The organism is Chryseobacterium sp. MYb328, assembly GCF_037572595.1.
GTDB classification, from domain to species: Bacteria; Bacteroidota; Bacteroidia; order Flavobacteriales; family Weeksellaceae; genus Chryseobacterium; species Chryseobacterium pennae.
The window spans coordinates 1-15009 of the sequence record NZ_JBBGZQ010000014.1 but is presented as its reverse complement, the minus strand read 5'-3'; the positions used below and the strand labels follow the sequence as shown (position 1 = coordinate 15009).

Here is a 15009-nt window from a genome sequence, read left to right as displayed (position 1 = left end):
TTTGATTAAAAATTGTAAGTGAATCCCATTTGTCCACGCATCCCTGAGTAGGACATATTTTCTACACGGTCTTTAGTTCCCATATAATAGCGGTTGGGTTCATTGAAAATATTGTTAAGCTCTAAAAATAACCGGACATTTTTTGAAATACTGTATGAAGTAGAAAGATCTACAGTGAAGTTTTTATCAAAATACTGATAATGATCTGCACCTGCAGCAGCTCTAATCTCGCTTACATAATTACCTTTGTAATTACCGGCAACACGAAACATCAGTTTACTGGTTTCATAAAATAAGATGGTATTGAAGATATGTTTCGCCTGATTAGGAATTGTAGTGGACATGGTTCCTGTTTGCTGTCCGTTTTCATAAATCGGCATATTCATTTTGGAAGAGATATAGGTATAATTCCCTTCAAAACCTAGATTCTTCAAAAATCCGGGTAAGTTTTCAAAACGTTTGGAGATCCCCAACTCAAAACCGAACAGTTTTGCTCCTTCAAGGTTTTTAGGAGCGGTAAAGGTGTAGGTTCTGCCTCCAATATCTGCCACTGACTGATCTTTATAAATGAGATTGGTAATGTCTTTATAGAATACTCCGGCGGTAATCAGATCCAGTTTTCCAAAGTAGTTCTCGAACATCAGGTCAAAGTTGTTGGAAAATGTAGGATCTAGTTTAGTATTTCCCTGAGTGATGGTGTTAGTGATATCATTGACGATGGTTCCCGGATTCAGGTCATTGAAATCAGGTCTTGCAAAGGAACGGGTATAAGCCAGCCTTAGAATACGGTTACTGTTGATATTCCATTTCATATTGACCATGGGAAGTATAACATTGTATGTTTTACTGTCTTTAATATCTTCCGTTTTATGATCCTTATCCGAAACTACTTTTTTACCCCAGAACGTAATATCATTGTATTCATTTCTGAAACCTCCCAGTATCTGAAGCTGATCGGTCACTTTCCATGTTCCCATCATATAAGCAGCCCATACGTTTTCGGTTCCGCGGTAAGAGCTGGTGATATTGGAACTGCTGTCTTTACTGCTTACCTGCATCAGTCCTAAACTATTCTGTGTACCGGGATTGTACATCTGATCAATCTGTCCGTTCGTAATCTGATCCATGATAACAGGATTGTAAGGATTTCCAAGAGGATTCATAAAACCTCCTTTATATGGGAATGCTTCGCGTTCAAGCTGGCTCATAAAAGTTACCGGAGCTCCGGGAATTCCAAGTGCGGATTTAGGCATCCATACCAGTAAAGAACTGTCTACATTTTTATTCTTATTGTTATATTTTGTCCCGAATTTAAGTTCAAAATTATCGGATATTTTATATTTTAAATCTAGCTGTCCTCTAAGGTCTGTTTCACTGTTGTGATTCTGACTGAGGATAACCTGATTTAATTTCAGTTTATCCGCTGCTATAACCTGTTGGTTATAAGGTAAGATGTAGCTTCCGGTATCTCCGATGCCATCAGGAGCATCCATTGCCATATATTTTCTTCCATCTGCAGAAAGATTTCCATAGGTCATTGGCTGTACAAAATTGACCATAGGATAGCCTCTCTCATTTCTGTCAAGTTTTTCCGGAGAATTGAATCTGAACTCTGAACGGGCTTTGGATAAAGACCAGTTTATTTCCAAACGTTGTCCCTCCTGATGATTTCCACCCAGCTGCATAGAATAGAGGTCTGTGAGATAATCTGCATGACGGGCCTGAAGGGTTACATTTTTATTATCAAAATTAAAATAGGTTTCCCTTACGGACTGCCCATCCTTATATTGGCTGTATAAACCTTTAAAATATAATTTATTCCTGCTGTTTATCTCATAATCCAGTCCCAGATTAAAGCCCAATGTCCTTCGGTTTGCCAGGTAATCACGGAGCTGAAGCTGATTGATAGAGTAGGAGGCTGTTTTGTCTTTCAAACCATAGTTAAAAATATTTCTCATCTGATCTATGGCAGTAGAACGTTCCCAAATCACGGCCGAAGAAATAAATTTCAGTTTGTTGGTAATTTTGTTGCCATAAACAATGGAAGAGTTGTACGTTGGGGATTTCGACATGTTAACATATCCGGAAGACATACTGATGGCTAAAGTTTCTTTATTGGGGGAAGTTTTGGTAATAAAATCTACATTTCCGCCAATGGCATCACCATCCAGATCCGGAGTTAGGGCTTTAGATAAACGAACATTCTGGATAAGTTCTGAAGGGAAGATATCCATCTGAACTCCACGGTTGGCATTGTCACCACTTGCGCTAGGCATTCTATTACCATTTAAAGTAGAAGCTGTCCATTGTATAGGAGTTCCTCTTACCGCTACAAAGCGTCCTTCACCCATATCGCGTTCAATAGATACTCCCTGCATCCGTTGTACCGCATCTGCTGCATTACGATCCGGAAGTTTCCCAATGGCATCGGCAGAAAGCACTTCTGTGATGGTGTTGGAGTTCTTCTTCATTGTAATGGCTCTGGCTTGTGAGGCTTTGTAAACACTGGTGACCACTACTTCCTGAATACTGTTTTCTTTAGGCTTACTTCCAAACTTAACCAATCCAAGATCTACCTCTTTTTTGTCTGTTACATTGAAAGGAATGTAAACAGTATCATAGCCCTTGTATTCTACAACAAGCCTGTAACTGCCATCATGAACATTATTCAAAATGAAGGATCCGTCGGTATCGGAAGTAACCTTTTGACCACTGTTTTCAATGTAAACCAGGGCATTGGGAAGATTTCCCTGACTGTCTATTACAGTTCCGTGAACTGAGGTCTGTGCAAAGGCTAAAGGGCCTAAAAGAAAAAATGCTGCTTTTGTTAGAAAAAGACTTTCTCGTGACATCTTAGTGAAATTTTTACAAAGATGCCGGCTCATCAAAAAGTTTTAGTTCATTTAAATTTAAGACAACCAATTCTGCTGAGTTCGAGGTGAATTGTATTGTAAATCAATGGGTTGTTAATATTAAATAATTGTAAATTAGTGAATAAGCTGAGAAGGAAGACAATCAAATTCCTTTTTAAAATACTTATAAAAAGTTGATTTGGATTTAAAACCACATTGAAAAGCAAGATCAATGACACTGGCAGACGGATCCTCTGATAAGATTTGTTTGAAATGTTGAATCCGGTTTCTGTTGGTGTACTCATGGAAATTGGTGCTGAGGTGCTTATTAAAAGTAAGACTTAGATCTGCTTTACTTATTTTTAAATGGCTGGAAAGTTGATCCAAAGTAAATTCTTCATCCAGATAGATATCACTTTCTTTATAAAAAGAGATAATAGCATTTTGTAATGTGTCAAAATCTATTTTTGAGAGGTCTTTATATTGATAGGTTTCTTTGGGAATCTGAAAGGGAGATGTATTTTGCTGTTCCAGCAGCCTGTGCTGGTACGTTAAAATATAAACGTACAAAATCCATCCAAACTGGAAAAGAAATAGAAGACTGTAGACCTTCTGATAGATTAGTGTATCCCAGTCCAATTGATAAACCGTCCAGAAAACCAGTACACCCATTAATACATAACAGACCAGATAACGGAAATTACTGGCCACAGGATGAGTGATGCTTTTACGGTATTTTGTAAGAAAATAAATACAGGTAATAAGACATGCTACCCAATAATAGCTATAATAAGTAAAATAAGCCTGGTATGACCTGATAGCAATATCTGCCCAGGACAGATCAAAGATTTTTGCAGATAAGGCAATGGCATGATGAACAACAATTAATGTAAGAGGAACAATCAGATATTTAAGCTTGTCTCTCCATTTGGCATGAATTAAATAAGTAGTAATATATAAAAAAATAAGCCCTTTAAAAACCCGGAGACTTCCAGGAATTTCATAAAGAACAGACTCATAGCCGAATCTCTGAATAATGAAATATTCATATCCCATATCCAATGCAACCACTCCGATATACAGTATCAGCATGTTCAGGACAGATTCCCTGTTTTTAATGAGATAGAGTAATAGGGTTAGGGTGATAAGTGCCTGTAGTACAACTACCATAATGATGTATAACATGATAACTGATATTTTGTCAAAATTATAGATAATATGGGTATGGTATCTTTAACAAATTATTAAATATCAGTCAGAAAACAATCAGGTATATTTTGTAAAATTGAATAGTTATAATTACTTTAGCATTTAAAGCAGAATTTGATGTCAAAAAAGAAGTTCATATTATTATCAGTATTGAAGACCTGGTTTTTCTCAACCATTATTTCAACCATTCTTCTCATTATATTTATGAACCTTACTAAACCCGAGATGGGGGAACATCCAAGAAATTGTGATATGAGTGGTTTGGCTTATGGTCTGGTGATTATCTGGATTTTATTTTTAAGTATTGTTTCATTCAGTAGTCTGTTTTCACTTTTAAGATCTTTTCATAGCAAAATGAAAACGTTTCTGTGTTGGTTTTTGCTTCCGATTCTTTTTATCATCTATTATTTCTTTATGATTACGGAAGGACAAAAAATCAATGGAGAGGATATTCTGTTTTTTCTGATTACGAATCTGCCCTGGTTTGCAATTTGGATTTTTTATTATTGGAGATTTGGAACTCTTTATTTCAATCATAAAATTCAGTCATAGAGATAATGGGATCTCTTTCTTGGATTATGAATTGAAAAGGTGAATATTATATAAAAAAAAATTACTGTCTGATAGGACAGTAATAGTAAAAATCAGTGATATGGTGTGCTGATCAGTTTGTAATTTAAAGCAGAGATTTATGCTGTTTAAAAGGCTGATCTTTTGAGCTGTTTCTATTCGGTCAATTATTTAATATTTAGTCTGAATTAGGTGTCATTGTCTGAGTTATTTTACGATAAAAACTTGACGAATCAACTTTGTTTGGACCGAATTTCTGCAGCTTCTATATCATGGTTATTGATGACAAAAGTTGGTGTTTTTTGATAGGCTGTATGTGATGTTTTTCAGACTCATCCTGATGATGCGGTTCTGAAAAAGGTACAATCATGCAAATCATTTGCAAATGTATATCACGGTATTTTGAGAATCGCTACACTTTTGTGTAGATTTGTGGGATGAAAGCTAAAAACTATCCTTTAGTGTAGTAGTGAAGAACGCTTTTAAAAAATATGGAACAGATTAACAGGTTTTTCAACGAAAAAAATGAGGTCAGTAAAGATGCTGACATTGATTTAAGCCAGGGTGGTGATTATCTGGAGGCTATAAAAGCACTTGCCAGAACCACATACCAGAGTTTGTATGTCATCAACTATCAAACTAAAGGGTTTGAATATGTCTCAGAAAATCCTCTTTTTTTATGTGGGAAAACGTCAGAAGAAGTAAAAAATCTGGGGTATGCATTCTATTTTCAGAATGTAAAACCTGAAGATGTGGAAATGCTGATTAAGATCAATGAAGCAGGATTTAAGTTTTATGATAAGATTCCTATAGAGGACAGGAAGCTGTATTCCATTTCCTATGACTTTTATCTTATCAATAGCAAAAAGAATATGATCCTGGTGAATCATAAACTTGCCCCTATGTTCCTTACTGAAGACGGACAGGTGTGGAAGGCTCTATGTGCTGTTTCCCTTTCTAATAATACTTCCTCCGGGAATGTAGTACTTAGCAGAGAAGGCTCCGATGAAGTCTGGAAGTATGATCTCACAGCAGATAAATGGGAGAAAAGTGAAAAGATAAAATTGTCCTCACGCGAATATGAGATTTTAAGCCTGCATACCAGTGGTCATACGATCAGCGAAATTGCTGACAAGCTTTTTATTACGGCAGATACGGTGAAATTTCATCGGAAAAAACTTTTTGAAAAAATTGGAGTAAGCAATATTGCAGAAGCATTATCTTATGCTAAAACCAATAAATTACTGTAGATAAAACTTATTAGACACCGTTTTTTTACGGTATTTTTCAGAATGTCTTTTAGGATTCAATTTTAGGTCTGATATTTGTACTGGGTAGCCAAACTAAATGACCTGTTTTATTTATGAAGAACATATCTGTGAAAAAATCATTTCTATACGCCTGTTTCTGTGCAGTATTTCTTGTTTCCTGTAAGAAAGAAATAGAAAAGATAAGCGATACTTTTAAAGATACCGTTTCTGCTTCTGAGACTCCTGAAGCAGAAAAAGACTCTATAAAAAAAGATTCAGTACCTGTGGTAAAAAAAGAATCAGCTCCGCCAATGATGCAGGAGAATGGTTTTTATAATGCCTTTGCCCTTCCAAAAGACAAGAAAATGAGGGATTCTGTATATGCGGAATTCAGTAAAAAATATAATGAGAAGGAACGTACTGCTATTTTAGCCTTAAACAGGCTGGATTCTAAAAGCAAATGGAATGCCGATACGCTGGTGGTTCCTGCGAAAATAGATACTACTCTGATGGCATATTCGCCGTTTCCCATGCAGCTTGATGTATTAAGCGGTGTGAAAAAATTTGTGATTTTTTCATATCCTATTCAGGCTTATGCTGTGTACTCCAATGGAGGTCTTGTAAAATGGGGGCCAACGAGTATGGGAAAAAAAGCAGCACAGACCACAAGAGGTCTTACTTTTGCCAACTGGAAAAAGAAACTCTCTATTTCTACAGTCAGCAGTGAATGGAAACTTCCTTATAACTTTAATATCCACAATATAGGTGGTATCGGATGGCATGAATATACACTTCCGGGATATCCGGCTTCACACTCTTGCTTAAGATTATTAAGAAAAGATGCCCAGTGGCTGTATTCCTATGCTGATACCTGGATCCTGAATCCCGGTGGGGCCACTACAAAAGCAAGAGGTACTGCAGTAATGGTATTTGGTGACTATAACTGGGGCGGAAGAAGACCATGGAAAAAACTTCTTGATGATCCTAATGCCAATAACATTTCTGTAGAAGAGCTGACAAAATTGTTGGAACCGGATGTTCCTAAAATGCTGAAGGAACAAGCCAACAGAGAAAAAGTAGCTGATTCTATTAAAACGGCCAAAGCAATGGCAACTCCAATTCAGAATGAGAGACCTACAGATACTTTGTCTAAATAATCTTCTTCTCAAACTGTAAAGTGGATTCCTCAGCAAATTGTCTTAATTTAAGCATTTCATCTTTCCCTTTATGCTGCCCGAACCTTGCAGCAATATAAGTAAGAAGAATAAAAAATAACATGACAAAAGAAGCGCTCAGTGCCCAAGGGTATTCAGCGCTTTTTATTTGTTTTTCTACGTAATACATGGTAAAGAAGGTCATCCAGAAAATGGAAAAGGTAAAATAAAGGAACATAAAGAATGTCCAGACTGCAGAGCTGGGGCCAAAAATTCCGCGTATTACTGTTTCATCATCTTCCATTTCAACACGGAGGGCAAGGCGGGGTTTCCAATAATTATCATACTTCGTTTCCACCCAGATAGTAGCCACTTCCTTATTGATATTGCCGGAGAATTCACTTTTATGTTCGGCGAGATATTTTTTCAGATTATCAGCATACTCTTCCTTGGTAAGATGGGTAAACATCTTAAATCTCGGGCGGGTTCTTATTCTGTCTAAGGTGGTTTCTTCGGTTGTCATACTATTTATTCTTGATAAGGAATCGGGTCCTCCAAATTAAAACGGAAAGTCATTTCTTTTTCCTGTCTTTGAATAATCATGGTGATGGTTCGTCCTTCAGATGATTTCATGATCTCAAGGATGCTCTCAAGTTTCATTTCTGAAGTTTTATTTCCATTGATGCTGATGATCCTGTCATCTTTTTTTAACCCTGCTTCATAAGCTGGCGAATCTTTTCTGATCCCAGCAATAGAAAATATGGGTTTCAGACTGAATTTATACTGAAAGGAGTCTTTATATACTTCGGTGGCATTACTCGTATTATCTGTATGACCCATTGTTTGGGTTTCAATTTTAACTCTGTCCTTTTGCCATTCCAGTCCATCCTGTTTGAAATCCAGTCCACTCATATTAAAATGAAAAGGATCATCAAAATTTCTGTTTCTCTTCAAATATAGTTTATTGTTAGCATAATCAAAAATGATGGAAAACCGTCTCATGATTTCGCCACCTACAGAACCCTTCCGGTCTTTTACCAATTTCACATGCTGAATGGAGAATTCATCAGGCATTGCTGTAAGAGGTTTGGCAAACTTAAAATCGTTGATATAAAAATTATGAATTCTGCTTCTTTTACCATAAATATCTCCATTGAATCCACGGCCGAGAAAATCATCAATATTAGGTCTGTTATAAACAAAATCTTTGATAAGAGTAGGGAAGAGCCAGATGGCATCACTGTTTCCAAGATCGATCAGCAGTTTTGAGCCTTTCTTTTCATTGGTCATTTCTACATCAGCAATAAGATAAGGTTTATCTTTTTCAATGCTGATCGGGACTTCATCAAACTTTCTGATCTTCTTTTTTAAAGAATCTATATTTTCGTAGACCGTTATTTTTTTAGAAATATAATCGATGGCGATAGGATGGTCCTTAAAAAAATGATAGCCGATAACACCGTTTACGGGGATTCCAACATGGGAAGAAATATTGAATTCCTCATCAAGGATCACGTAAATAGACATGGAAGTATTAATGATCTGATCACCGATTCTGGCAAGATTACGCTCAGACTTTAACCCATCGATACTTAAACTTCCTCCAAGGCCTGAGAATTTTATTTTTTCAACATTTTCCAGTTTAATTTCTTTATTATTCAGGCTGAACAGAATGGTTTCTGCTACTCCCGTATCCAGCATAAAGGTAAGGTCAGCTCCATTAATATTGACAGGAATGAAAATCAGATTATTGATAAGCTGAAAAGGAATAACCGTTTTGTTGGTATTGATCAGCCTGAAAGTGTCCTGGGCATTAATAAAAATACCTAATAATAAACCCAGTAAAAGAAGCTTTAGTTTCATTTACTGAATTTACTGAATTTATCTTTATTGTAATAAAAAAAACATTCCAAATACAGGAATGTTTATATAAACTACAATGAATTGTTGTTTTGTGTTGAATTTATCTAAAAAAATGAATTCTGCTTATTTAGAGAAAAAATCCATTAGATCCATATAATTTTTCTGATTCACACCATGCCCACTCATATACTCTCTGAATGTAAAGTAGCAGTTAAGATCATAAAGTAACTCAGCCGATTTTCTTCCCCATTCCAGAGGGATTACAGCATCATCCGTACCATGGGATACAAAAAATCTCAGTTTTTCCAGTTTCTTTTTGTCCTTTACAATTCCGTCCAGAATCTTTTCTTCCGCATAAGCACTCAGACAGGCAACATTTGTAAATAACTCAGGGTGTTTTAAGGCCAGGGCATAGCATAATATCCCTCCCTGGCTGAATCCGCACAAATGGACTTTACTCTCTGTAAGACCATAATGATTGATTACTTTTAATATGCTTTCCAATGCAGAATTTAAAGATTCTTTAGCCTGAGGAACATCAATATAGTTTTCAGGATCATTGAAGTTGATATCAAACCATGAATACCCTTCAAACTGAGTATCTCTGGGAGCTCTGAAACTAATGATGATCCAATCTTTAGGAAGGGTTTCTCTGAAGCTGAAAAGGTCCTGCTCATTGCTGCCGTAGCCATGAAGCATAAAAAGTATAGGGGTCGAAGATGTAATATTTTCCGGCTCTCTTACTAAGTAATCTAAATTCATACAGCAAATATAATTAATAAATTACATTGTAAATCCTATCTTTTATTATTCATATAGAGGAATCTGAAAATCATTTTCCGGCTACAGCAAGGATTGATCTCTGATCTGAGAGCGTATCATTATGAATATTTATATTCTGTTTTTATCAGTATTAAAATAATTCTAAATATAAAGATGTTTTATGTTTAATAATTAATGAATTACATTGTATTATTGGGTTTTTTAACTTGATTTTATTTTTTATTGATTTGATATTTTTTGTAAAAAAATGTTGTAAAATTTTTATCAAAGATGTTTTTATATTAATAAAAAACTTATATTTGGAACATTAAAAAATCTATTTGGAGAAATGAAGCAATTTTACAATTTAAAAAGTTTACTTAGACTTTCTTCTTTATTCGTTTTGTTATTTTCAGTGATTACTGTTGTAAATTCGTGTAAAAAAGATGAAGATGAAGAATTTAAGGATCACGTGGTTCAATTTGTAGCTAAAACCAGTACAGGTGGAGAACTTATCTCTACAGTAACTCAGATAGGAACTGCTCAGAATACTACCTACAGTACTGATCTTAAGCCTTTAAAAGAAAGCTGGTCAAGTGGAGAAGTATGGGTAAATTCAAGCCAGGCACAGATTAATTTTGCAGCTAATGCTATGTTGCCACAGGCGAACTCGGAAATGACAATTACTCTTTATATAGATGGAGAAATTGCCAGAACTGCTAAAGTTACAGGACAAGGTGATAACAAAGTTGCCAAAGTTGCTTTCAGTTTCCTAGAACCGTAAATAAAACTATTATATAAAATAAAAACCGCTCCTGGAGCGGTTTTTTTATTTTTCAATCAGATGATACTCTATAGCCTGGTTAACGAGTTCTGTAGAGTTTTTAGCCTGAAATTTTTGGAGAAGGTTTTTACGATGAGTATCTACCGTAAGCGGACTTAGAAACAGCTCTTCCGCAATCCGGTTGCTTGTTTTCCCTTGTGCTACCAGCTGTAGGATCTGTTTCTCCCTTTTGGTAAGTCTTGGAATTGGTAGTTCATTTTGAGAAGGTTTACTGATGATCTGTTTGGTTTCATTACAAAAAACAATGTCTCCGGATAACGCCCCTTTAATGCAGATCACTAATTCTTCAATAGAGGTATTCTTAAGAAGATAGCCACTCGCTCCGTTTTGGATAGACTGCATGATGATACTTCTTTCTGAACGGTTACTGAACATAATGACAGAAGTATCGGGAGATATTTTTTTAATCTCCCGGCAAAGCTCTGTACCATTGGCGTCCGGAAGTGTAATATCCAAAAGGATAATGTCCACTTTATTGGATCCAATAAAGCTGATAATTTCAGAACCGGAAGTAAAAGTTTCCGGAATATTAAAGAATGGCTGGCTGCTCAGCATCATTTTCAGTCCTTCGATGACGATAGGATGATCGTCTACGATGACAATATTTATTTTTTCAGTCCCCATCTATATTGAGTTCTATATTAATCGTTGTGCCCTGACTGTCGGAACTGATTTCCATATTTCCTTTCAGATAATCTACTCTGTTTTTTAAGTTATGGAGTCCCATACTTTTGGTTTTCTGTTCCCTGTTGCTTTCAAACCCTTTTCCGTTGTCTTCAATAGTAATGAAGAAGTCTTTTTCAGACTGCGAACACTGTAATAGAATACTGCTGGCTTTAGCATGTTTAATGGCATTAGCCAATAATTCCTGTACAATCCTGTAGATATTGAGCTGAATATTGATTGGCAGATTTTTCTCAATGCTGATCGCCTGGAAATCAATGTCCATATCTTTTCTGCTGTAAAATTCACACAGATCATTCAGGGCTGTTTCCAAACCGAAATTAAGCAATGATTCAGGCATTAGGTTTCTGGCAACATGTCGTAATTCACTGACAGAGTTATCCAGTTGCCCAAGAATCCTGTAAAACTCTGCATCTTTTTCAGGGTCTAAGTGACTGGCTGACCACGTAGAAAAATTGATCTTTACTCCGGCAAGCATTCCTCCCAAACCATCGTGAAGATCTCTTGCGATACGTTCTCTTTCCCTTTCTTCTCCGTCCAGAATGGCTTTGGTTAAGGAAAGTTCTTCTTTCTGTTTTATATCATTGATCTTCTGCTCAGAGATTTTTTTGTTTTTTCTGAAGATGATATAAAGAAAAATCAGGAGGCTTAGGACTAGTAATAAAAAAAGGCTTAGTCCCCATAAATAGGAATTTTTCTTATTAACTTCCAGCTCTTTTTGCTTTTTTTCGGAATTTAACGTAGCTATTTTTCTCTCTTTTTCTGCAGCATTAAACTTGGATTCAATTTTATTGATTTCCAGTTTTACATTTTCTGTATTCAGACTGTCATTAAGCTTGGAATATTTCTGTTCCCATATCAAAGCCTGTTTAGTATTGCCCATTTCCTCATGTAAAGAAGAGAGCTGCTTATAAATGGTTTTTCGGTTGTTAAGATCAAGCGCAAGGGATTTTTCTGTTAAAACATCTTCAAGAACATTTTTTGCGTCATTGTATCTTTTTAACTTTCTTAAAATGTCATATTTATTGAAATAGAACATCTGTGCCAATAGATTCTGATTAAACTTTTTAGCATAATAAATCCCTTTTTCAATAACGGGTAAGGCTTCCGGGTTCTTTTGTCTGGTAATATAATAAAGCGTTTTACCATAATAATAAAAAGCATTAACGGAGGAATCCGGATGAGGCTCAATAAGAGTTTCGGCTTTATCCAAAAACTTTTTAGCTTCATCTCCCTTGGCCTGATAGCAGAAATTGTTGGCTAAATTTAAGTAAGTGAAAAATAATTCCGGAGAATTGGGATCGTGTTTTTCAAGAATCTGTAAAGCTTTAGTATTATAATCTTCAGACTTTTTAAATTCTGCATTATAGGTAAGGATCACGGCAAGTTGAGTATATAAAAATCCCAGGTTTCTGCTGTTCTCATATTTTTTTGCCAGTGGAATACTCTTTTCAAGGATTGTCTTTACCAAAAAAGGATATCCTTCCTTGTCCTTCTGTGTTACTCCATAGCTGTACCAGGCTGCAGCCTGAAAGAGATCGGATTCTTCATTTTTGAATTTTGAGAATTGTTTAATAGCCTTTTGATAAGAAATAGCTGCTTTCCCTTTATTTCGGTCAAGGTTATACTGAGCCTCATAGAAATTATACTTTGCAGATAGAAAGTCATCGCCTTTAATGAATGTTTTACCGTTTTCCAGATATTTTTTACTTAAAAGAGAATCTATATTTCTGTAATAATTGGACAGCAGAAAAGAAGCATTTGCCTTTGCCGTGTTTGCTCCGTTACTCTTTATTACGCTTTGTAAGCTGTCTAAATAAGGTTTCTCATTAAGGGGAATCAGTTGCTGTGACTGTACACCAAAAGACAGCAATAGACTTAACAGGATCAGTAATCTCTTCATCGGGTATCGGTTCTGTAGAATATCTTTTTTATAAACGCTGAATTTAATTAAAAATTTCAGCATAAAAAATACCTGAATTTAGGTAGAAAAAATTACACATTTTTCAGGATTGATAATGTTTGATGACTCTAATAGCTTTGCACATACAGAATCACTAATCATAGAATATCAAATAAAGTAACTAAAATTTAAACAAAAAAATTATGAAAAAACCAGGAATGAGTCAGCTGTTGAAAGGTACATTTGTAGTACTTCTTGCAACTATGTTATTGGGGTTTGTAACTTCTTGCAGTAAAGATGACGATGATGATAACAATGTGAATGGAGCAAATAAAAGTCATAAAGTGGTTTTCAAGGCAATAGCTTCTGCAGGAAGTGATATAGGTGTAGCAGTGTATGGAATTGATGGTAACCCAACTACAGCTTCCAGCCTTAGCGGAACAACGTGGTCTAGCCCTGAAGTGACTGCAGAAAAAGGAGCTTATAATGCAAATGTAGCGGTAAATGCTGTAGGTGCAAACGCATCTTCTACTTTAAAAGTTCAGATTTGGGTAGACGGTGAACTGAAAAAAGAAGGAACTTCCAGCGGTCAGTACCTTTCTGCTTCTGCCAGTTATGTATTTTAAAAAAAAACTAATACTTTCAAAATAAAGAAACCGGCGTTGAGATTCATCTTAACGCTGGTTTTGTTTTAGTTAGATATAATGCTATTTATATTATTTTTTAATGTATTTGTATTAATAATAATTATTTATGTGTTGAGTGATTGTATAATTTATTATTTTTGATTACAAAATCACCAAATAGTGAAACATCAGGAGAAATCGAGATACATAAGGAAAGAAATTAATCAATCCTATCAGGAGCTTAAGGAACAATATCCTCTATTGAAGAGGCAGGACAGCATTGGGTTTTCTATATTTTTACTTTCAATTATTGCGATTATTGCTACATCTGTTGGCTGGTATGAAGCAATTATTCCAACCTGGCTGATGATTATTATGAATGCCTTTTTTATGGGAGTTCTTCACGAGATCGAGCATGACCTTATTCATTGGCTCTATTTTAAGAAGCAAAAACCAATACATCATTTTATGCTTTTAAGTGTCTGGATTTTACGTCCATTAACGATTAATCCTTGGATCAGACGTACATTGCATTATCATCATCATAAATTTTCAGGGACCTTACATGATGTGGAGGAACGTGGGGTAACGAATGGTGAACGCTGGTCCATCAAACGTTTATTGACCACGGCTGATATTGTTTTAGGTGGCCTTCTGCGTCTCCAGCAAATGTTTAAGGATATGGACAGGGAAGTGGAGAACGGAAACCTTAAGAAAGAAACTTCTTTAACCTTAAAACGAATTACATTTTTGAGTTTAATCCCCGTGACCATTTTGGCTCATGTGATATTGTATCTCTTTTTTGCAGATTTGCTATTGCACTGGATCAATGCAAGGATGATGACAGACTTCGGTTTTCCTTCTTATATTGAAAACATATTAAGCAGCTTACATGTGATTATTTATACGATTTTTCTTCCCAATTTATTACGACAGTTCTGTTTACATTTTATCACCTCCAATATGCATTATTTCGGTGATATAGAGGAAGGAAATGTGATTGAACAGACACAGGTCCTGAATGTATGGTGGACTTTCCCTATGCAGGTGTTCTGTTTCTTTTTTGGCTGGACCCACAGCATTCATCATTTTGTGGTTAACGAGACATTTTATGTACGTCATATAGGAAGAAAACAGGCCCAGGAAATATTGAGGAAATATGGGGTCCGGTTTAATGATCTGGGGACTTTCAGAAGAGCCAACCGCTTTCGGGAATTCTCCAATAAGGTCAATTAATTTTTTTAGAAAAAATATTGTTTGACTTAAAATAAAACGGCCGCCGAGATTTATCT

At 35.6% G+C, this 15009-nt stretch carries 13 protein-coding genes; 6 read left to right on the top strand and 7 right to left on the bottom strand.

The features are described from left to right. Positions 1-5: 5 nt before the first annotated feature. Positions 6-2852: a TonB-dependent receptor gene (locus WH267_RS14365; protein ID WP_340009171.1), complete on the bottom strand. Its 2847-nt coding sequence runs from the start codon at positions 2850-2852 to the stop codon at positions 6-8. Positions 2853-2987: 135 nt separating this feature from the next. Beyond that, on the bottom strand, positions 2988-4037 hold the full coding sequence (locus tag WH267_RS14360; protein ID WP_340009169.1) for a helix-turn-helix transcriptional regulator: 1050 nt from the start codon (positions 4035-4037) through the stop codon (positions 2988-2990). A 141-nt stretch (positions 4038-4178) separates the two neighbouring features. Between WH267_RS14360 and WH267_RS14355 the strand changes: the two genes are divergently transcribed. The 3 genes from WH267_RS14355 (at position 4179) to WH267_RS14345 (ending at position 7038) form a co-directional block, all read left to right on the top strand. After that, a complete protein-coding gene (locus WH267_RS14355) occupies positions 4179-4613 on the top strand; it encodes a hypothetical protein (protein ID WP_340009167.1) in 435 nt (144 codons plus the stop codon). A 509-nt stretch (positions 4614-5122) separates the two neighbouring features. After that, positions 5123-5881, top strand: coding sequence for a response regulator transcription factor (locus WH267_RS14350; RefSeq protein WP_115971809.1), 759 nt, complete (start codon positions 5123-5125; stop codon positions 5879-5881). A gap of 113 nt (positions 5882-5994) precedes the next feature. Continuing rightward, positions 5995-7038 carry a L,D-transpeptidase gene (locus WH267_RS14345; protein ID WP_340009164.1) on the top strand — a complete coding sequence of 348 codons (1044 nt, stop codon included), beginning with the start codon at positions 5995-5997 and terminating at the stop codon, positions 7036-7038. Here WH267_RS14345 and WH267_RS14340 read toward each other — a convergent pair. From WH267_RS14340 to WH267_RS14330, 3 genes are all read right to left on the bottom strand, one after another. Continuing rightward, positions 7031-7558 carry a hypothetical protein gene (locus WH267_RS14340; RefSeq protein WP_340009162.1) on the bottom strand — a complete coding sequence of 176 codons (528 nt, stop codon included), beginning with the start codon at positions 7556-7558 and terminating at the stop codon, positions 7031-7033. The two genes, WH267_RS14345 and WH267_RS14340, sit on opposite strands and share 8 nt — an antisense overlap. Before the next feature lie 5 nt (positions 7559-7563). After that, the gene (locus tag WH267_RS14335; RefSeq protein ID WP_340009160.1) at positions 7564-8898 is read right to left on the bottom strand and encodes a PDZ domain-containing protein; all 1335 of its coding nucleotides are present in this window, start codon (positions 8896-8898) and stop codon (positions 7564-7566) included. Positions 8899-9021: 123 nt separating this feature from the next. Further along, positions 9022-9660: an alpha/beta hydrolase gene (locus WH267_RS14330; RefSeq protein ID WP_340009158.1), complete on the bottom strand. Its 639-nt coding sequence runs from the start codon at positions 9658-9660 to the stop codon at positions 9022-9024. A 349-nt stretch (positions 9661-10009) separates the two neighbouring features. Between WH267_RS14330 and WH267_RS14325 the strand changes: the two genes are divergently transcribed. After that, a complete protein-coding gene (locus WH267_RS14325) occupies positions 10010-10444 on the top strand; it encodes a hypothetical protein (protein ID WP_115971804.1) in 435 nt (144 codons plus the stop codon). Between the two features lie 45 nt (positions 10445-10489). On the opposite strand, the gene WH267_RS14320 is transcribed toward WH267_RS14325, so the two are convergent. Together WH267_RS14320 and WH267_RS14315 are read right to left on the bottom strand one after the other, a co-directional pair. Next, the gene (locus tag WH267_RS14320; protein WP_115971803.1) at positions 10490-11128 is read right to left on the bottom strand and encodes a response regulator; all 639 of its coding nucleotides are present in this window, start codon (positions 11126-11128) and stop codon (positions 10490-10492) included. Next, positions 11118-13154 (bottom strand): tetratricopeptide repeat-containing sensor histidine kinase, encoded by a 2037-nt coding sequence (locus WH267_RS14315; RefSeq protein ID WP_340009155.1) that lies wholly within the window; start codon positions 13152-13154, stop codon positions 11118-11120. The genes WH267_RS14320 and WH267_RS14315 overlap by 11 nt, the downstream gene beginning before the upstream one ends. Before the next feature lie 140 nt (positions 13155-13294). Between WH267_RS14315 and WH267_RS14310 the strand changes: the two genes are divergently transcribed. Together WH267_RS14310 and WH267_RS14305 are read left to right on the top strand one after the other, a co-directional pair. Beyond that, the gene (locus WH267_RS14310) at positions 13295-13717 is read left to right on the top strand and encodes a hypothetical protein (protein WP_340009153.1); all 423 of its coding nucleotides are present in this window, start codon (positions 13295-13297) and stop codon (positions 13715-13717) included. 180 nt (positions 13718-13897) lie between these two features. Continuing rightward, on the top strand, positions 13898-14953 hold the full coding sequence (locus tag WH267_RS14305; RefSeq protein ID WP_340009151.1) for a fatty acid desaturase: 1056 nt from the start codon (positions 13898-13900) through the stop codon (positions 14951-14953). Positions 14954-15009: the final 56 nt, after the last annotated feature.

Coding starts and splice junctions, on each gene's coding strand:
- WH267_RS14365 (WP_340009171.1), bottom strand. CDS start 2,852: ATGTCACGAGAAAGTCTTTTTCTAACAAAAGCAGCATTTTTTCTTTTA.
- WH267_RS14360 (WP_340009169.1), bottom strand. CDS start 4,037: ATGTTATACATCATTATGGTAGTTGTACTACAGGCACTTATCACCCTA.
- WH267_RS14355 (WP_340009167.1), top strand. CDS start 4,179: ATGTCAAAAAAGAAGTTCATATTATTATCAGTATTGAAGACCTGGTTT.
- WH267_RS14350 (WP_115971809.1), top strand. CDS start 5,123: ATGGAACAGATTAACAGGTTTTTCAACGAAAAAAATGAGGTCAGTAAA.
- WH267_RS14345 (WP_340009164.1), top strand. CDS start 5,995: ATGAAGAACATATCTGTGAAAAAATCATTTCTATACGCCTGTTTCTGT.
- WH267_RS14340 (WP_340009162.1), bottom strand. CDS start 7,558: ATGACAACCGAAGAAACCACCTTAGACAGAATAAGAACCCGCCCGAGA.
- WH267_RS14335 (WP_340009160.1), bottom strand. CDS start 8,898: ATGAAACTAAAGCTTCTTTTACTGGGTTTATTATTAGGTATTTTTATT.
- WH267_RS14330 (WP_340009158.1), bottom strand. CDS start 9,660: ATGAATTTAGATTACTTAGTAAGAGAGCCGGAAAATATTACATCTTCG.
- WH267_RS14325 (WP_115971804.1), top strand. CDS start 10,010: ATGAAGCAATTTTACAATTTAAAAAGTTTACTTAGACTTTCTTCTTTA.
- WH267_RS14320 (WP_115971803.1), bottom strand. CDS start 11,128: ATGGGGACTGAAAAAATAAATATTGTCATCGTAGACGATCATCCTATC.
- WH267_RS14315 (WP_340009155.1), bottom strand. CDS start 13,154: ATGCTGAAATTTTTAATTAAATTCAGCGTTTATAAAAAAGATATTCTA.
- WH267_RS14310 (WP_340009153.1), top strand. CDS start 13,295: ATGAAAAAACCAGGAATGAGTCAGCTGTTGAAAGGTACATTTGTAGTA.